Here is a 17,557-nt window from a genome sequence, read left to right on the forward strand (position 1 = left end):
GGCAGTCCCTCCAGTGGTGGTTCCGCGGTGTGGACACGCGGGGTCTTGAGCCGGAGCGGGATCTCCACCCACCCCTAGGTCACCGTAACCTAGGATCGAACGCTATGTCACGGTGACCTAGGGATGAATCCGGTTCGGGCGCCAGGTGCCGCGCGGTGCCGTCACTCCCGATCTGTCCACCGTCGCGGCCCGATTCGGGTAACCGAGCCGTGCGGTATCAGCCGGCGGCGGTCAGGGTGCGGAGTTGGGTGAAGGACTGGCGGATGGCGTCACGCAGGTCGAGGTCGCCGGCGGCGTCGACCCATCGTTGGAAGGCGACCCGGTAGACCGCGGCGCCGGCCTCGGCGGCCAGGCTGGCCTCGGTGTCGCCGACGCCGCGGCGTCGCAGCCCGTCGGCGAGCGCGGCCGTCATGTGCGCGAGCTTGATCAGTTCGCGTTCCCGGAGATCGGCGTTGGCCATGATCACCGTGTGCCGCTTGCGCGCCAGGTCGCCGTCACGTTCGATCATGTCGGCCGCGGCGTCCAGCGCGGTCGCCACGAGCTCCAGTGCCGACGCCGTGGCCGGCGCGGCCTCCAGCGCGGCCAGCGACTTCTCGGCCAGTTCGGCCGATCCGTCGAAGAGGACCTCGCGCTTGTCGGCGAAGTGGCGGAAGAAGGTGCGGGCGCTCACGCCGGCCCGGTCGGCGATGTCGGCGACCATGGTCTGCTCGAAGCCGTGTTCGAGGTATAGGGCCAGCGCGGCCTCGCGCAGTCGGCCACTGGCTCCAGGCTCCCAACGTCCCATGCCGCGAGTTTAGTGCCGGCGGCGGTCGACGCCCGAAGTGATGTCATCAGGTGACATCGGCGTGCTACGGTGATGTCACCTGATGACATCGCTAAGGGAGGGCTCGGTCATGACGACGATGAAGCGCATCCAGTACCACCAGTACGGCGGTCCCGAGGTGCTGCGGTTGGAGGACTTCGAGCCGGCGCGGCCCGGCCCCGGCGAGGTGCTGGTCCGCGTGAAGGCGGCGGCTGCGAACCCGATGGACTGGCAGATCCGCAACGGCGCGATGAAGATCGTGACCGGTCGGCGGTTCCCGCGCGGCCTGGGCCACGACTTCGCGGGCGTCGTGGTGGCGGTCGGCGTCGGCGTCACTCGGTTCGGGATCGGCGACGAAGTGCTCGGCGGGGCGGGCATGAAGGCGTCCGGAGCGTTCGCCGAGATGGTTGTCGCCGAGGAGAAGGCGGTCGTGGCGAAGCCGGCGAGCCTGTCCTGGGAGGAGGCCGCCGCGCTCCCCATTGTCGGGCTCACCGCCTACCAGGCCATGGTCAGTACCAGCAAGGTGCACGCCGGGCAGGCCGTCTTCATCCACGGCTGCCTCGGCGGCGTCGGCCGATCCGCCGCGCAGATCGCCCTCGCACACGGTGCTTCGGTGAGCGGTAGTTGCCGCGGTTCCGCCATGCGGGAGGCGCGCGACCTCGGTGTCGCCCCGATCGTCGAGTTCGACTTCGACGCGACGGAACTCGCGGGGCGGTTCGACGTCGTCTTCGACACCGCCGGCACGCTGCCGATCAAGGCGGCGCAGACCTTGCTCAAGCCTGGCGGCCGCATCATCGACATCACCCCCACGCCGGCGAAGTTCGCGAGAAGTGCCCTGCCGGGGCCGTATCAGGTGCTCGTCGCGAAAGCCGTCACGGAGGATCTCGACGCGGTCGCACAGGCTGCCGGGAAGGGCGCACTGCGGCTGCCGGTCGCCCGCACCGTGCCGCTCGGCGAGGCGATCCCGGCGTTGACGGAGCTCGAGCGCGACCGCACACCCAAGGGCGGCAAACTTGTCATCACGACCGAGTGATCATCCCGCCGTTCGAATCCCCTGGAGAACCCGTGCCCACTCTCTCTGAGCGTCTGGTCGACGTGGCCAGCAGCGCGTTCCTGCACACCGCGGAGGTGACGGTCGCCGAACCGTGCGCACCCGGATTCGTTCGCGTCGAACTGCGGGCCGATGCCTTCCGTGGTGCTGACTGGATACCCGGGGCGAAGGTGCAGATCCGGACCCAGCGCGGAACCTTGAAGTTGCGCACCTACACCCCGATCCGCTGGGATGGCGACACGACGGAGCTCATCGCCTGCACCCACGCCGACGGTCCGGCCGCCGAGTGGTTCCGCGGCGTGGCGGCCGGGGCCACGTGCGATGTCTTCGGTCCCCGCAAGTCGATCGACCTCCGAGGGCTCGACCGCGTCGTGTTCGTCGGCGACGAGTCGAGCATCGCCCTGGCGGTCGCGCTCAGGACAGTCACCTCTCGCGTCGACCATGTCTTCGAGGCGTCCGAGCCGAGTGCCGTCTCGGCGATGCTCGTGTCGCGAGGGCTCGACCGGTCCAGCGTCGTGGTGCCCAAGACGGCCGACCGCCAGTCGCTGCTGGCTCATGTCCGCGCGGCGGCTCCGGACGAGTCGTTCGATCTCGTCGTGACCGGGAACGCCAAGACGGTGCACGAGATCCGCCGCGACTCGCGGAACTGGCCGCGGCGGCCCGCCGAGATCAAGGGCAAGGCGTACTGGGCCGAGGGGCGCACGGGGCTCGACTGAGCGTGCCGGGAATTGTCTACTGTGGACCGAACAGGGACCCCGCGTCGAACGCGCGCCGTTGAGCACTCCCGGTCAAAACTAGAACCTGTTACAGTTCAGTGGTGATCTTCGATCGGTTGCGGGTGACGGACAGGGTCGCGGTGGTGACCGGCGCCGGGCGCGGCATCGGCGCGGCGACGGCGGTGGCGCTGGCCGAGGCGGGCGCGGATGTGGTGATCTCCTCCCGCACGGAGGACGAGCTGCACGACGTGGCGGCGCGGATCGAGCAGGCCGGGCGGAAGGCACACGTCGTGCCGGCCGATCTCAGCGATCCCCAAGCGGCCGCGGCACTGGCCGGTACCGCGGTGGAGGCGCTGGGCCGGCTCGACATCGTGGTGAACAACGTGGGCGGCACCTATCCGCGGCCGCTGCTGGACACGAGCGTCGAATTCCTCGAAGAAGCGTTCCGCTTCAACGTGTCGACCGCGCACGCCCTGACCGTCGCGGCCGTGCCGTCGATGCTGGCCAACGGCGGCGGCGCGATCGTGAACATCTCCTCGGTGATGGGCCGGGTCGCCGGACGGGGCTTCGCGGCCTACGGCACGGCGAAGGCGGCGCTGGCGCACTACACGCGCCTGGCGGCGGCCGATCTCGCGCCGCGGGTCCGCGTCAACGCCATCGCAGTCGGGTCGGTGGCGACGTCGGCGCTGGACGTCGTGGTCGGCAATCCCGAGCTGCGGGCGAAGATGGAAGCGGCCACGCCGCTGCACGTCATCGGTGACGCCGACGACATCGCCGCCATGGTGGTCCATCTGGCCTCACCCGCCGGCGGCTACGTGACCGGCAAGGTGATCGAGGTCGACGGCGGCCTGCAGACGCCCAACCTGGAGTTCGGCCTGCCGGATCTGTGACCTAGCGGTCCCGGTCGAGCAGTTCGAGCACCCTGGCGGCCAGCGCCGCCGGGTCGCCGTCGCCGGGCCGCAGCACCAGCGCGGGATCGCCCGGCACCTCATAGGGCGCGTCGATCCCGGTGAAGCCCTTGATCTGTCCGGACCTGGCCCGCGCGTACATGCCCTTGGGATCGCGGGCCTCGCAGACCTCGACGGGCGTGTCGACGAACACTTCGTGGAAGGCGAGCCCGGCGGCCGCGTGCCGGGCCCGCACCAGGTCGCGGTCGGCGCGGTACGGACTGATCAGCGAGACGATCGCGACCACACCGGCGTCGGCGAACAGTTGGGCCACTTCGCCGACCCGCCGGACGTTCTCGGCCCGGTCACGGGCGCTGAAGCCCAGGTCGGCATTGAGGCCGTGGCGGAGGTTGTCCCCGTCGAGCAGGTAGGCCGGGCGGCCGGCGGCGACCAGGCGGCGCTCCACCTCGGTGGCGATCGTGGACTTGCCCGATGCCGACAGTCCGGTGAGCCATAAGGTCATTCCCGGCCAGGCGCGGTCGGACCGGCGGACGGCGGCGGGATGCCAGACGACGGACGTGCTCGGCTCGGAGATCATGCCGGCCGCCACCGTGTTGTTGGTCGCGTCGTCGACGAGGATGAAGCTGCCGGTCGACCGGTTGCGGCGGTAGGAGTCGAACAGCAGCGGCGTCTGCGTGCGCAGCCGCACCCGGCCGATCTCGTTGAGTGACAGCGATTCCGCCGTCTCGTCGCGGTGCAGGGTGTTGACGTCGATGCGGTAGACCAGTTCGAGCACCTGCGCCCGGACCGAGCGTGTGGTGTGCCGCAACGTGTAGCGAGCGCCGGGAGTCAGTGTGGACCGCTCGGTGAGCCAGCAGACCATGGCGTCGATCTCCTGGCCGACGTGCGGCCTGTTGTGCGGCCGGCAGATCAGGTCGCCGCGCGCCACGTCGAGCTCGTCGTCGAGCTGCACCGTGACCGCCTGGGGCGGGAACGCCTCGTCGACCGGATCACCGCCCGGACCCTGGACCGATCGCACCCGTGAGGTGTGGCCGGCCGGCAGCACCACCACCTCGTCGCCCGGTTTGAGCACCCCGCCGGCCACAGTGCCGGCATAGCCACGGAAGTCCCGCGCGCGGATCACGTACTGGACGGGAAGCCGCGCGTCGATGAGATTGCGGTCCGAGGCGACGTGCACCTCCTCCAGGTGGTGCAGCAGTGAGGTTCCCTCGTACCAGGGCATGTTCGCGCTGCGCTGCACGACGTTGTCGCCGTGCAGCGCGGAGACGGGCACGAACGCCAGGTCGGCCACGTTGAGTTTCATCGCGAACCGGCGGAACTCCGCGCGGATCTCCTCGAACCGCTCGGCCGACCAGTCGACGAGGTCCATCTTGTTCACGCACAGCACCAGATGCGCCACGCCGAGCAGGCTGGCGATGAACGCGTGCCGCCGGGACTGCTCGACCACGCCCTTGCGCGCGTCGACCAGGATCAGCGCCAGGTCCGCGGTCGAGGCCCCGGTGACCATGTTCCGGGTGTACTGGACGTGTCCCGGCGTGTCCGCGATGATGATCTTTCGTCGGGGCGTGACGAGGTAGCGGTAGGCCACGTCGATGGTGATGCCCTGTTCGCGTTCGGCCCGCAGCCCGTCGGTGAGCAGCGCCAGGTTCAGCTCCTCCTCGCCGCGCTCGCGACTGGTCCGCTCCACCGCGGCGAGCTGGTCGGCGAGGATGGCTTTCGAGTCGTGCAGCAGCCGGCCGATCAGGGTGGACTTCCCGTCGTCGACGCTGCCCGCGGTGGCCAGCCGTAACATCAGAAGTACCCCTCCTTCTTGCGATCCTCCATACCGGCCTCGGATATCCGGTCGTCGGCGCGGGTCGCGCCGCGCTCGGTGAGCCGGCTGGCGGCGACCTCGGCGATCACCTCGTCGACCGTGCCGGCGGTGGATTCCACGCACCCGGTGCACGTGGCGTCGCCCACGGTGCGGAACCGCACCGATGCCTCGAACGGCTCCTCGCCGTCGAGCAGGGTGACGAACCTGGTGTTTGCCAACAACATGCCGTCCCGATGGAACACGGGACGCCGGTGGGCGTAGTAGATCGACGGCAGGTCGACGCGCTCGGCCCGGATGTACCGCCAGATGTCCAGTTCGGTCCAGTTGGACAGTGGGAAGACGCGGATGTGCTCGCCCTTGCGGTGCGCCCCGTTGTACAGGTTCCACAGTTCGGGGCGCTGGTTGCGTGGATCCCACTGGCCGAACTCGTCGCGGAAGCTGAACACCCTTTCCTTGGCGCGTGCCTTCTCCTCGTCGCGCCGCGCGCCGCCGAACGCGGCGTCGAAGCCGTGCTCGGCGATGCCCCGCAGCAGTGTCACGGTCTGCAGCCGGTTTCGGCTGGCCCGCGGCCCGGTCTCCTCGACGGCCCGGCCGGCGTCGATGTCGTCCTGCACGGAGGCGACCACGAGGCGCACGCCGAAGCGCGCCACCGCGCGGTCCCGGAACTCGATCACCTCGCCGAAGTTGTGCCCGGTGTCCACGTGCATGACCGGGAACGGCACGGGCGCCGGCCAGAAAGCCTTGGCCGCCAAGTGAAGCAGCACCACGGAGTCCTTGCCGCCGGAGAACAGCAGCGCCGGGCGCTCGAAGGTCGCCGCGACCTCGCGCAGCACGTGCACCGACTCGGCTTCCAACATTCGCAGCGGGGACAGCTCGTATGCAGTGGTCACGATCGACCCGCCCTTCCCGTCGGAAGGAAATTAGAACAGGTTCTTGTTCTCGGTCAACCGATGGCGCAACCTGGACGGCGCCACTGAGAGGCAGAGGAGGACCGTGATGGACCTGGTCGCGATCGAGGAGATCCGTCGGCTCAAACACCGCTACCTGCGCAGCCTCGACCTCAAGCGCTGGGAGGAGTTCGCCCTCACGCTGGCCGTGGACGCCACGGCCGACTACGGCACACCGGTCTACGGGGACCGGCTGTCATTGGCCGGACGAGAGGAGATCGTCACGTTCATGAGCCGCCGGCTCGGGCCGGAGGTCATCACCGTGCACTTCGCCGGTCAGCCCGAGATCGACATCGACGGCGACGAGGCGACGGGGACCTGGAACCTGCTGGACACCGTGATCGCGACCGAGCGTCAGGTCGTGATCCAGGGTGCGGCGTTCTACGAGGACCGCTACCGGCGTGACGCGGACGGCGTGTGGCGGATCAGCCACACTGGCTACGACCGGACCTACGAGGCGATGTTCGCGCTGACGGATCTGCCGGGCTTCAGGCTCACCGCCAACCGGTGGGCCGCCGCCCGCTGACCTGCTCGGTGACCGCGTCGGCCGCGGCGGCGAGTGCGTTGCCGCGCCGCGCGATCTCGGCTCCGGTGAGGGCGCCGCCGACGTACAGGGTGAGCACGAGTTCCTGGGCGCCGTCGGCGTCGAACGTCGGCGCCGCGATCAGGCTCACGGGATGCTTGCGCCGGGCGGCCAGGTCCGCTCCGAGGTAGACCCGCTCGCCGAGGCTGGAGACCATCTCGCCGACCAGTTCGCGCACCCGCGCCGGCAGGTCGTACGCGGCGACGCCGGCCATCAGCGAGTGCAGTCGCATTCCTTCGGGGGACAGGCTTTCCACCAGATAGCCGCGTTCGCGGCCCTCGTCGACGACCCGGCGAAGGTGCGCGCGGTCGGTTCGGGACGGCAGCGTCGGCGGCCGGGAGAGCCAGTCGCCGAGTGCCCGGTCGCCGCCCCAGAGCACGTACATCAGCCCGACCGGCGGCGCGAACGGGTAGGTCTGGCCGACCTTGACAGTGGCGGCGGCCCGTGCGGGCCCGGTGCGCTCCAACACCATGATCTGCTCGCCGACCACCGCGGACGCCGTGCACACCGTGTCGTAGCGTGCACTCAGGTCGGCGAGTTGGCGCCGGGCCAGCGCCGCCGCCGTGAAGTCGTTGCGGGCCAACCGTCCCGCGGCGATCAGCGCCGGCCCCAGCCCGTAGGCCTTGGTCGCCGGGTCGTGCACGAGATAGCCGCCGCGGGTCAGCGAGGTCACGATGCCCAGGCAGGTCGGCTTGGCCAGCCCGACGCCGCGGGCGAGTTCGGACAGGCCGAAGCGCTCGCCCGGGTGGGCGACCAGGAAGTCCAGCACCGCGACCACCCGGTCGGTCGGTGGCGACCGCCGGGTCACCATTGCCAACTCCTAGAACGCGTTCTAGCCTGGCCATGCCCAGATATGTACCGCATCGGTTCATATTTGTACCGATGCGCCCGAGGCGTCAAGGAGCCGCCCGTGCTCACCCAGCCGTTCGCGGACGCCGTCGTCGAGGCCGAGAAAGTCATCGCCGAAGCCCAACACATCCGGACCGAGCAGGACCTCGTCGAGGGCTACGACTACCTCGCCGGCAGCATCCGGGCGTCGCTGCAACTGGCCTGGGCCTACCAGCGCGACTTCCCGTTCTTCGTCCGGTCCACCGGCCCGTACACCAAGCTGGGCCTGGACAACCCGGACACCCTGTACTTCCACTCCTACCTGCGCGACGACCGCGAGTACGTGGTGACCGGCCGGCGGGGGAGCACCGCCGACCTCAGCTTCCAGGTGCTCAACGGGGACTACACGCCGATCGACGTCCCCGACAGCCTGACGGCGTTCGACGACCGGGCCTTCGAGATCGGCGCGGACGGCGCCTTCGAGTTGCGGTTCGGCCCGGCCAAGCCGGACGCCGGCCCGAACCATTTCACGCTCGGACCCGGTTCGGCGATGCTCATCGTGCGCGAGGTGTTCAGCGACTGGGGCGCCGAGCAGCCCGGCGTGATCCGCATCCACCGGGCCGGCGCGGTCGACGCGCCGCCGCCGCTGAGCCAGGACGTGCTCGCCAAAAGGTACGGCGTCGCCGGGAAGATCCTGCTCAGCCGGCTGCGGACGTTTCTGGCCTTCCCCGAGTGGTTCTACCTCAAGCTGCCGGTCAACACGATGACCGAGCCGCGGGCCACCCCGGGCGGGCTGAGCACGCAGTTCTCCTCGGTCGGGCACTACGAGCTCGCCGACGACCAGGCCATGATCGTCACCGTGCCGGCGTCGGAGGCGCCGTACCAGGGCTTCCAACTCGGCAGCATGTGGTACGTGTCGCTGGACTACATCAACCACCAGACCAGCCTCACCGCCGACCAGGCCCGGATCGACCCGGACGGCCGGATCCGGTTCGTCGTCGCCGAACGCGATCCCGGGCTGGCCAACTGGCTGGAGTGCACCGGCCACGCTCGCGGATACCTCCAGATCCGCTGGCAGCGACTGTCCAGGAAGCTCACCCGTGCGGACGGCCCCGAGGTGGAGGTGGTGCGGGTGGACGAACTCCCGGACCGGCTGCCGTTTCACGAGCGGTCGCGGGTCACGCCGCAGGAGTACGCGGCGCGGATCGCCGCGCGCCGGGCCGCCGTCGCCGACCGGATGCTGGGCTGAGGCGATGATTGTCGGACGGGACAACGTCGGCACGGTCGAGGACCTGCACGCCTCGGCGACCAAGATCACCGGACTTGCCGAGTTCGGTGACGACGACTACCGCGACGGACTCGCGGTGCTGCTGGAGTCCTATGCGCGCGATGGCGGGTTGACCCCGTTGGGCAACAAGGTGGCGCGCGGCTTCCTCCGCGGCGCGCTGGTGGCCAGGCTGCTCAGCGAGGCCGCGTGGCAGCAGTACCCGGAGCACACTGAGACGCCGGTCGAGCGGCCGATCTTCGTGACCGGTCTGCCGCGCACCGGCACCACCGCGCTGCACCGCCTGCTCAGCGCGGATCCGGCGCACCAGGGCCTGCAGGTGTGGCTCACCGAGGCGCCGCAGCCCCGTCCGCCGCGGGAGACCTGGGCGGAAAACCCGGTGTTCCAGGCGATCGAGCAGAACTACCGCCGGCACCACGTGGAGCATCCGGAGTTCATGGGGCTGCACTACATGTCCGCCGACGAGGTGGAGGAATGCTGGCAGCTGCTGCGACAGTCGACGCGGTCGATCTCGTACGAGTGCCTGGCCCACCTGCCGACCTACTCGGCCTGGCTGGACGGCCAGGACTGGACCGGCGCCTACCGTCGGCACCGGCGCAATCTCCAGCTGATCGGGCTGCGCGACCGCGATCGCCGGTGGGTGCTGAAGAATCCCAGCCATCTGTTCGCCCTCGATGCCCTGCTGGCCGTGTACCCGGACGCGCTGGTGATCCAGACGCACCGGGATCCGCGGGTGGCCATCGCGTCGGTGTGCAGTCTGAACCAGCAGGCGAGCGCCGGCTGGTCGACCGTGTTCGACGGCGAAGTCCTGGGGCGGGATCAGTTCGAGTTGTGGGCACGGGGCCTGGACCGCTTCACCGCCGCCCGCGCGAACCACGACCCGGCTCAGTTCTTCGACGTGCGCTACCAGGACCTGGTGAGCGATCCGATCGGCACCGTGCAAGGGATCTACGCGCATTTCGGGCTCGCGCTGACCGACCGCGCGGAAGCCGCGATGACGGCCATGCACGTGGACAACACCTCCGGCCAGCGCCGGCCGGCACATCGCTACCTGCTGTCGGACTTCGGGCTCACCGGCGAGGAGGTCGACGAGCGTTTCGCCGACTACCTGCGGGCTTACGGCCGGCGGTAGCGACCGGCCGGTGCGAGGCCGGGCCGGCATCCGCAGGGCGCTCGACCGGTTCCGGTCCAGCCTGAGGTCTACTGTGGACCGACAGGATGACTGGTGGCGAGGCTATGGTCGCAGGTCGGCGTCGTGATTGAGATGGCTTGCATAATGCAAGTCAAGCTGCTTAGCATGAGCTCATGTCCCGCACGCCGCCTCGCCTGCGCGACAACCGCCTCGCCGCGCTGGTTGTCGTGCTCGCCGTGTTCATGACCAATCTGGACTTGTGGATCGTCAACGTCGCGCTGCCGGCCATGGGCCGGGAGTTCGGCGCCTCGGACGCGTTGGGCGACCTGTCGTGGGTCCTCAACGCCTACGCGATCACGCTCGCGGCGTTGCTCGTCATCGGCGGACGCCTGGGCGACCGACTCGGCCAGCGACCGGTGTTCCTGGGCGGGGTGGTCCTGTTCACGCTGGCGTCCGTCGCGTGTGCGCTCGCGCCGTCGTTGGGTGTGCTGGTGGTGGCGCGGGTCGTCCAGGCCGCGGGTGCGGCGGCGCAGCTGCCGAACTCGCTGGCGCTGCTGCTGGCCGTCGTGCCGGTCGAGCGCCGCACGGCTGCGACCCGTGCGTGGGCGGCAGTGGGCGGCCTGGCCGCCGCGTCCGGGCCGGTGCTCGGCGGTTTCCTGGTGCAGCTCGACTGGCGTTGGGTGTTCGTCGTCAATCTTCCGATCGGCGTCGCGACGGTGCTGGCCGGCCGGGCCGTGCTGCCGCGCTCGCCACGCCACGAGACCGGCCGTCTGCCCGATCTGGTCGGGGCGGCGCTGGTGATGGCCGCGGTCGCAGCGTTCTCCGGTGCGCTGGTCCAGGCGCCCACCTGGGGTTGGGTGTCCGGTCGCACGATCGGTCTGTTCGCGCTCGCCGTGGCCGCGGCCGCCTGGTTCGTCCTTCGCTCCACCCGGCACCAACGCCCGCTGCTGGAGCTGCACCTGCTGCGGTTGCCGAGCTTCGGGGCCTCCAGCGCGGGCACGCTCTTGTTCGGCACCGCGTTCGCGATGATGCTGCTCTCGAACGTGTTGTGGTGCCAGCAGGTCTGGAACTGGAGTCCGCTGGTCACCGGCGTCGCGCTGGTGCCGGGACCGGTGCTGGTGCCCGTCGTCACCGCGCTCACGGCTCGGGCGGCGCACCGGTTCGGACACGGTCCGCTCGTCGTCGCGGGCGGAATCTTCTTCGCCGCCGCGATGGGGTGGCGGGTGTTCTTCGTGTCCACCGTTCCGGACTATCTCCGAGACCTGTTGCCCAGCGTGGTTCTCGGTGGCATCGGTGTCGGCCTGGCGATGGGAACCCTGGTGGCGGCCGGCGTTCACGCGCTGCCCGCGCATCGCTCGGCCACCGGGTCCGGATTGGTCAATTCGGTACGTCAGATCTCCTCGACGGTCGGCGTCGCCGTGCTCGTCGCGGTGGTGGGGGCGCGGGTGGACGCGCGCTCGGCCCTCGAGTTCCGGTGGGCGTGGGCGATCGCCGGCGTCCTCGCCCTCGCCACCGCGGCCACGGGCTTCACTCTCAAGCGCCCCGCGCCGCCGACACCTATTCCGGTCGAGAGCCCTGCGTCAGGTGTCGGTTCGGCACCGTGATGTAGTTGCCGCCGGTCAGCTCTCGGGGGCGACGGCCGGCGCCAGGGCGGTCGGCTCTGTGTCGAGCCACGGTCGCAGCCAGGCGATCTCCGCGGGCTTGACCGTGCGTCGGCAGTGCGCGCAGCGATTGCCGGCGCTGACCGGGTTTCCGCACTTCTGGTGAATGATCTGGAGCGGCTCGCCGGCATTGTCGGCCCGGGTGTGCTTGTCGCCCCAGGCGGCAAGGGCATGCAGCACGGGGAGCGTGTCCAGGCCAGCCGCGGTCAGCCGGTACTCCTGCCGGGCTCGGCCGCGCTCGTCGCGGTAGGGGACCCGCTCGAACAGGCCGGCCGCGACCAGTCGCCGCAGCCGGGCCGCGAGAATGTTGTCGGAGATGCCGATCTCGTCGCGCAACTGGTCGAAACGAGTGTGCCCGAGCATCGCCTGGCGGAGGATGAGCAGCGTCCACGGATCACCGAGAACGTCGGCGCCGCGCGCGATCGGGCAGGGAGCGGCTTCCCAACTGCTGCGTGTCGTCATTCCGATCCTGCTCTGCCCGTTGGTTCGAGCGGTGACAGCTCGACATCAGGATACCGCAGGTTCACTCCAGTCTGCCTCGCTTGATCATGCCGTGCGGATAGTCCGTCCGGTGTGGACACTCCCTGAATCCCGAGCCGTAGCGCGGGGAATGACGGGCACCGTCGATCGGTGACGACGTCAGGCACGTCCAACCGCTTGGTCGATCAGCGTTGTGGCCAGCTCTTCGGCGTCCTGAAGCGGCTGCACGTCGTTGAGCGAGGTGGACAGCGCGCGGGCGCCCTCGAACAGCACGACGAGCTGTCGGCCCAGGGTGTCGGGCTCGTTCGCGCCCGCTTCGGCGGCGGTTTCGATCACACGCGCGGTGAACTCCCGTTTGTGCCGCTCAACCACTGCCGCGGCTTCGGGCAGCGACCCGGCCGCTTCGACGGCGGCGTTGTGCAAGGGGCAGCCACGTACGACCTTCGCCGGAGGCGAGACGGCCGGGCGTTCGGCGAACAGTCGGAGCAGACGCTCCCGCGCGCCGAGGTCGCCGCGCTCCAGCGCTGTCTCGCCGAGTGCCGTCCCTTCTGACTCGATATGCCGCAGGTACGCGGCGATCAGAGCCTCCTTGCTCGGAAAGTGTTGATAGAGCGTCCGTGTCGACACGTGCGCTACGTCCGTCAGCTTCGCGATGCCGGTGGCGTGTATGCCATCGCTCGCGAACAGTTCGGCCGCGGCACGCAGGATGCGCTCGCGCGCCCCGCGGCCACCCCTGGGCGCACCGGCCGTCGCCGCACTCGCTTCCACGCCGCAAGTATAGCGATCGGTTTACTTCTGGCCGAGCGCCTGTTAGGTTGAAGTAGAACGATCGTTGTACTTCGTGGAGGCTTCGTACACTGCGCGACCTCTGACTGGCGCGCCGCGCGGACGGCCACCCTCGCCACTCTTCGCGGTGCGCGGATCCATGCCATTTTTTACGGGAGACCTGACAATTGTGAGGCAATGGTGAACGACGAGAATGCTGCTGTCGGCGTGGTGTCGACGGCGGGTACCCGCGAACCGGCCGAACTCGGCGTCGCGGCAGCGGCGGCCGCGATTCGTGACGGCGATATCACCGCCGAGTCGTACTCGGCCGAACTTCTGCGGCGGGCGCGGGAACATGCTGATCTGAACTCATTCATCACCATTGACGAATCCGCGGTGCTGGCTGCGGCCAGGGAGGCGGACAAGGCGCGCGCCGCGGGATCCACTGCGCCTCTTCTCGGCGTCCCGATCGGTGTGAAGGACAGCTATGTGACGCGTGGACTTCGCACGACGCTCGGCATGGAAATACTGGAAAGCCATGAGCCGGTTGACGACGCCGATGTTGTCGCCGCGATCAAAGGCGCCGGCGGTGTGGTCTTCGGCAAGAACAATCTCGTTGAGATGTCCTTCGGGTTGACCGGAGACAACAGGCGCTACGGACAGGTGAAGAACCCCTACGGCCGTGGCCATGTGTCGGGGGGATCTTCGAGCGGCTCCGCGGCGTCGGTCGCGGCTCGGATCGTGCCTGCCGCACTGGGGGGCGACACGGTTGGCTCGATCAGGGTGCCCGCGTCACTGTGCGGCGTGGTCGGCTTCAAACCGACGACGGGTCGGTGGCCGGGCGGCGGGATCGCGCCGATCTCCCACACCCTCGACACGGCGGGCGTCCTGGCGCGCACCGTCGAGGACTGCGCGCTGATCGATCAGATCGTCACCAAGGAGGCGGGCGCTGTCTCCTCCCGTCGTTCCGACCTGAAGGGAGCGAAATTCGCCTATGCGCCAAGGCAGTACCTCGAGTTGGTTGATCCTGAAACCGAAGCGCATTTCAAGGACGCGCTTCAGCGTCTACGGGACGCCGGCGCTGACGTCGTCGAAATCGACCTCGGTGAGGACTTTTCGCTGATCGCGGATCGATTGACGTGGAACATCTTCTTTCGTGAGACAAGGGAAGCGGTTTCGGCGTTCCTTCGTCAAAACAACTTCCCGGTTTCCTTTGACCACATCTACTACGGCCTCAAGTCGGAGCTCAGGGAAGTATGGGGTGATCTCGTCCTGCCGGGCGGGCGGGGATTTATTTCTCCGGAGACCTATGACGCGACGCTGTCCGTCGATCGGCCCGAACTCCAGCGCCGACTCGGCGAGGTGTTCGTTCACGGCGGGTTCGACGCACTGCTCTTCCCAACGACACCGTGCACCGCGCCGTTGATCGAACACAGGTCCAGGTTCACGATCGCGGGTGAAGAGGTCAGTGATCTGCTCCTCGCGAAGAACACTGTTCCCGCCAGTGGAGCGGGTTTGCCGGGCGTCAGCATCCCCATCGGCCTGGCCGCGAACGGCTTGCCGGTCGGGATCGAGATCGACGGCGCACATGGCCGTGACCGGGAACTCCTCGATCTGGCCCGTCGAGCGCAGGCCGTTTTCGACACCTTGCCCGCACCCGCGTAGAGATCCGCGTGCAGGCGACGTCACGGCCGGCGGCGCCGTCATGCCGGTCGTGCGCGGCGTCGCCTACCAGGTGCGCAGCTCAGCAGCCTTCTCGCAGCACCGACGCGGTGACGACTTGCTAAGATCTGCAACTGTGGAGCCCGTCGGAATTGAGTGTGTTCGATCCTTCGGTCGCGGGACAGGGGAGGATCGCGGAATGACGACGAGGGCGGGGTGGTCGGCGTGAGCAGGCCGCTGTACCAGCTGAAGGCCGAGTTCTTCAAGACGTTGGGGCATCCGGCGCGGATCAGGGTGCTGGAGTTGCTCAGCCAGCGCGAGCACGCGGTCGCCGAGATGCTGCCCGAGGTCGGCATCGAGGCCGCGAACCTGTCCCAGCAGCTGGCGGTGCTGCGCCGGGCTGGTCTGGTGGTCACTCGAAAGGAAGGCTCGAACGTCTACTACTCGCTCACCAGCCCGCAGGTGGCCGAGTTGCTCGCGGTGGCCCGGTCGATCCTGACCGGGGTGCTGGCGGGGCAGATGGAGCTGCTGGAAGACCTCAAGACCACCGTGTCCGGCGGTCCGACGGATTCACCCGCCTCCGGAACGCGGAGCCGGTGACCCGCGGCAGCCGGTGTCCCTTCGGCCAGGTCAACAGGGTGACCGTCCGCTCGGCGGCTGCTTGAGTCAGTGGTTGCCGCGGATCGCCAACGCGGTCGCCGGACACAGCTTGTGCGCGGCCGGATCGGCTGCCCGTCGCGCTCGTGGCTCCGATCGCCCAGGACTTCTCCGCCTGGTCGACAACAACGTCATCCTCGCCGACGCCGGCGAGCGCTCCGCGGCGGTCGAGCGCTGAACGTCACGTCGGGAAGAGTTGCAATTATCTTTAGTTGCGCAGAGTATTGATCGTGGGTGCGGGGAGAGTCTGGGAGGGGCCACGTTCGATGGGTGAGTTCGGCGCGACGCTGCGCGAGCGCGTCCTGGATGCCCGGCTTGAGGTGGGGCCGGCTTGGCGGGTGGGCGACTTGCTGACTGTCGATCGCCAGCGCGGCGTCGGCGTCCACGGCTGGGCCGATGCGGAGATCGTCGCTTCGGTCATCGAGGAGAACGGGTGATCCTCGTGCGCCGACGCCGAATGCGGGTATTGGCGATCGGAGACTCCGCGGCCGACATCCCCGCCGACATCTCCGGGCTCCACCTGGTCGGCGGTGAGGTTGGCTCGGCGACGCCGGCCGTGCGGCCGCGGGATGTCGACGCGGTCTATCTCTGCGGTCTGGACCAGGCGCGGGCCAGGCGGCTGAAGGCCGAGTTCGGCGCTGTATGGGGCGTCCCGTGCGTAACCCGAGAGGAAATGACCGCGGTTGGGCTGGCCGGGCGGCTGCTGGTCCTGTTGGCCCGGGTCGGCCGACGGGCCGCGTCGGCACGGGTGGTGATCGTCGAGTCGACCGCCATCCCGACGCTGTGCCCGTTGCTGCTGGCCGTCGGGATCGGAGACATCGTGTCCTGGGAGCCGACCGACGCGTTGAGCTACCCGTTGCGCCGCATCACATACCACGCCGACGCGGTGATCGATCCGGTCAGCGGCGGCGTCCCCATAGTCGAGCCGAGCTCGCAAGAGGGGCAGCCGCCCCTGATCGCCGCGGATGATCCGGCGTACCCGCTGCTCGCGTTACCCGGTCTTCTGCGGGCACTGCAGGCGAAACCTGGCGCGACCGCGGACTTCGACGTCCTCCGCGCCTGCGCGTACGCGTTGGCCGCCCGCACCGAGAACACCCGGTGGCTGCCTGACCTGAACGATCCCGAACTGACGCCGACCGTGAGTCGGATGGTCGCGCGGGTGCTGTCCGGTGAGCGAAGCGGTCGATGACCCGCGCAACCCCTTGATCATGACCCCGCGCGGGTCGTGTCGTTCGCCGGCGTCAGGACCCGTTTCCGGCCGCGGTCGACGCCAGGGACACCATCTCGGGCGGCACCCAGTCCGTCGTGTCGATGCCGTGCGTCGCAGCGCGTTCCAGCAGATCCAGCAACCGAGCGCTGTGCCGGTGCAGCTGGTCCCTGTTGGCGTCCCGGCGGGCCTGTTCGAGGGCCTGCTCGGCGAGGTCGACCTGCGTGCGCAAGGTGGTGACGAACGCGCTCACTGTCCTCCCCGTCCTGCCTGAAGGCGCTCATCATCTCAACGCTTGAAGACTTTCGCAACTAGCATGATGCGCGAGGCTTGCCTCGATCTGTGGCCGGCAGCGGCGACGGCCATGTGAGCGCGTCGGACTTCGGCACGGCCGGTGACGAGTGGCCAGTACTGGCTCCCGTCCGGTTCACGTCGCCGCGCGTGACCCTCGTTGCCTATATGTTCTGGCAGTTGCTAACATTCGCAACTGCTGAACCGTGCGACAGTGTGGATGTGAGTCCGCCGCCCAGGGGAGGCCGGCACGGGAGGAATGCTGGATGACGACGACGAACGGTCGCAACGCGGAGATCACGGCGCCGCCCGGCGAGAAGGGGCGCCGATGAGCAGACCCCTCTACCAACTCAAGGCGGAGTTCTTCAAGACGCTGGGGCATCCGGCCCGGATCCGGGTGCTGGAGCTGCTCAGCCAGCGCGAGCACACGGTCGCGGCGATGCTGCCCGAAGTCGGCATCGAGGCGGCCAACCTGTCCCAGCAGCTTGCCGTGCTGCGCCGCGCTGGTCTCGTGCTCAACCGCAAGGCAGGCTCGACCGTCTACTACTCGCTGACCAGCCCGCACGTGGCCGAACTACTGGTGGTCGCCCGGCGCATCCTGACCGGAGTGCTGTCCGGTCAAGTGGAACTGCTGGAAGACCTGCGTGCGCCGGCCGGTTCGACAGCCCGGCCAGGACCGGACACGGCAGCCGGGGAAAGGTGAGCCGCGGTCATCCCGCCGCCCTCCGCACTGTCCGCCCGGCGGGGTGACCGCTCCCGAATCCACCAC

The 17,557-nt window shown here is 69.3% G+C and carries 19 protein-coding genes; 12 read left to right on the forward strand and 7 right to left on the reverse strand.

Annotated elements, in window-relative coordinates; translation table 11 throughout:
• Positions 1-217: 217 nt before the first annotated feature.
• Positions 218-784: a TetR/AcrR family transcriptional regulator gene (locus JJ691_RS09670; RefSeq protein ID WP_211768436.1), complete on the reverse strand. Its 567-nt coding sequence runs from the start codon at positions 782-784 to the stop codon at positions 218-220.
• Positions 785-893: 109 nt separating this feature from the next.
• Here JJ691_RS09670 and JJ691_RS09675 point away from each other — a divergent pair, with 109 nt between their 5' ends.
• The 3 genes from JJ691_RS09675 (at position 894) to JJ691_RS09685 (ending at position 3,459) form a co-directional block, all read left to right on the forward strand.
• Positions 894-1,835 carry an NADP-dependent oxidoreductase gene (locus JJ691_RS09675; protein ID WP_211768437.1) on the forward strand — a complete coding sequence of 314 codons (942 nt, stop codon included), beginning with the start codon at positions 894-896 and terminating at the stop codon, positions 1,833-1,835.
• Positions 1,836-1,867: 32 nt separating this feature from the next.
• Positions 1,868-2,569, forward strand: a complete 702-nt coding sequence (locus JJ691_RS09680; protein ID WP_211768438.1) for a siderophore-interacting protein — start codon at positions 1,868-1,870, stop codon at positions 2,567-2,569.
• Between the two features lie 101 nt (positions 2,570-2,670).
• Positions 2,671-3,459 (forward strand): SDR family oxidoreductase, encoded by a 789-nt coding sequence (locus tag JJ691_RS09685; RefSeq protein ID WP_211768439.1) that lies wholly within the window; start codon positions 2,671-2,673, stop codon positions 3,457-3,459.
• A 1-nt stretch (position 3,460) separates the two neighbouring features.
• On the opposite strand, the gene cysC is transcribed toward JJ691_RS09685, so the two are convergent.
• Complete coding sequence (gene cysC, locus JJ691_RS09690) at positions 3,461-5,269, reverse strand: adenylyl-sulfate kinase (RefSeq protein WP_211768440.1); 1,809 nt, start codon at positions 5,267-5,269, stop codon at positions 3,461-3,463.
• On the reverse strand, positions 5,269-6,180 hold the full coding sequence (gene cysD / locus JJ691_RS09695) for a sulfate adenylyltransferase subunit CysD (protein WP_442912719.1): 912 nt from the start codon (positions 6,178-6,180) through the stop codon (positions 5,269-5,271). Before cysD ends, cysC begins: the two co-directional genes overlap by 1 nt.
• 106 nt (positions 6,181-6,286) lie before the next feature.
• Here cysD and JJ691_RS09700 point away from each other — a divergent pair, with 106 nt between their 5' ends.
• Positions 6,287-6,763, forward strand: a complete 477-nt coding sequence (locus tag JJ691_RS09700; protein WP_211768441.1) for a nuclear transport factor 2 family protein — start codon at positions 6,287-6,289, stop codon at positions 6,761-6,763.
• On the opposite strand, the gene JJ691_RS09705 is transcribed toward JJ691_RS09700, so the two are convergent.
• Positions 6,732-7,631, reverse strand: a complete 900-nt coding sequence (locus JJ691_RS09705) for a helix-turn-helix domain-containing protein (protein WP_306291359.1) — start codon at positions 7,629-7,631, stop codon at positions 6,732-6,734. The two genes, JJ691_RS09700 and JJ691_RS09705, sit on opposite strands and share 32 nt — an antisense overlap.
• A 99-nt stretch (positions 7,632-7,730) precedes the next feature.
• On the opposite strand from JJ691_RS09705, the gene JJ691_RS09710 reads away from it, so the two are divergent.
• The 3 genes from JJ691_RS09710 to JJ691_RS09720 all read left to right on the forward strand — a co-directional run bounded on the left by JJ691_RS09710 (position 7,731) and on the right by JJ691_RS09720 (position 11,669).
• Complete coding sequence (locus JJ691_RS09710; RefSeq protein WP_211768442.1) at positions 7,731-8,897, forward strand: hypothetical protein; 1,167 nt, start codon at positions 7,731-7,733, stop codon at positions 8,895-8,897.
• Between the two features lie 4 nt (positions 8,898-8,901).
• Positions 8,902-10,065 (forward strand): sulfotransferase family protein, encoded by a 1,164-nt coding sequence (locus JJ691_RS09715; RefSeq protein WP_211768443.1) that lies wholly within the window; start codon positions 8,902-8,904, stop codon positions 10,063-10,065.
• Between the two features lie 173 nt (positions 10,066-10,238).
• On the forward strand, positions 10,239-11,669 hold the full coding sequence (locus JJ691_RS09720; protein ID WP_211768444.1) for an MFS transporter: 1,431 nt from the start codon (positions 10,239-10,241) through the stop codon (positions 11,667-11,669).
• Between the two features lie 15 nt (positions 11,670-11,684).
• Here JJ691_RS09720 and JJ691_RS09725 read toward each other — a convergent pair whose 3' ends face one another.
• Positions 11,685-12,188, reverse strand: a complete 504-nt coding sequence (locus tag JJ691_RS09725) for a winged helix-turn-helix transcriptional regulator (protein ID WP_211768445.1) — start codon at positions 12,186-12,188, stop codon at positions 11,685-11,687.
• A gap of 177 nt (positions 12,189-12,365) precedes the next feature.
• Entirely contained in the window at positions 12,366-12,974 is a 609-nt protein-coding gene (locus JJ691_RS09730) for a TetR/AcrR family transcriptional regulator (RefSeq protein WP_211768446.1), read from the reverse strand.
• 195 nt (positions 12,975-13,169) lie between these two features.
• On the opposite strand from JJ691_RS09730, the gene JJ691_RS09735 reads away from it, so the two are divergent.
• The 4 genes from JJ691_RS09735 (at position 13,170) to JJ691_RS09750 (ending at position 16,479) form a co-directional block, all read left to right on the forward strand.
• On the forward strand, positions 13,170-14,636 hold the full coding sequence (locus JJ691_RS09735) for an amidase family protein (RefSeq protein WP_211768447.1): 1,467 nt from the start codon (positions 13,170-13,172) through the stop codon (positions 14,634-14,636).
• A 222-nt stretch (positions 14,637-14,858) separates the two neighbouring features.
• Complete coding sequence (locus JJ691_RS09740; RefSeq protein ID WP_211768448.1) at positions 14,859-15,233, forward strand: ArsR/SmtB family transcription factor; 375 nt, start codon at positions 14,859-14,861, stop codon at positions 15,231-15,233.
• 323 nt (positions 15,234-15,556) lie between these two features.
• Positions 15,557-15,727: a hypothetical protein gene (locus JJ691_RS09745; protein WP_211768449.1), complete on the forward strand. Its 171-nt coding sequence runs from the start codon at positions 15,557-15,559 to the stop codon at positions 15,725-15,727.
• Complete coding sequence (locus JJ691_RS09750) at positions 15,724-16,479, forward strand: hypothetical protein (protein WP_211768450.1); 756 nt, start codon at positions 15,724-15,726, stop codon at positions 16,477-16,479. Before JJ691_RS09745 ends, JJ691_RS09750 begins: the two co-directional genes overlap by 4 nt.
• A 52-nt stretch (positions 16,480-16,531) precedes the next feature.
• On the opposite strand, the gene JJ691_RS09755 is transcribed toward JJ691_RS09750, so the two are convergent.
• Positions 16,532-16,750 (reverse strand): hypothetical protein, encoded by a 219-nt coding sequence (locus JJ691_RS09755; protein ID WP_211768451.1) that lies wholly within the window; start codon positions 16,748-16,750, stop codon positions 16,532-16,534.
• A gap of 366 nt (positions 16,751-17,116) precedes the next feature.
• Here JJ691_RS09755 and JJ691_RS09760 point away from each other — a divergent pair, with 366 nt between their 5' ends.
• Entirely contained in the window at positions 17,117-17,491 is a 375-nt protein-coding gene (locus JJ691_RS09760) for an ArsR/SmtB family transcription factor (protein ID WP_211768452.1), read from the forward strand.
• The last annotated feature ends 66 nt before the right edge of the window (positions 17,492-17,557 follow it).

Source organism: Kutzneria sp. CA-103260, from assembly GCF_018263855.1.
In the GTDB taxonomy this organism is placed as follows: domain Bacteria; phylum Actinomycetota; class Actinomycetes; order Mycobacteriales; family Pseudonocardiaceae; genus Kutzneria.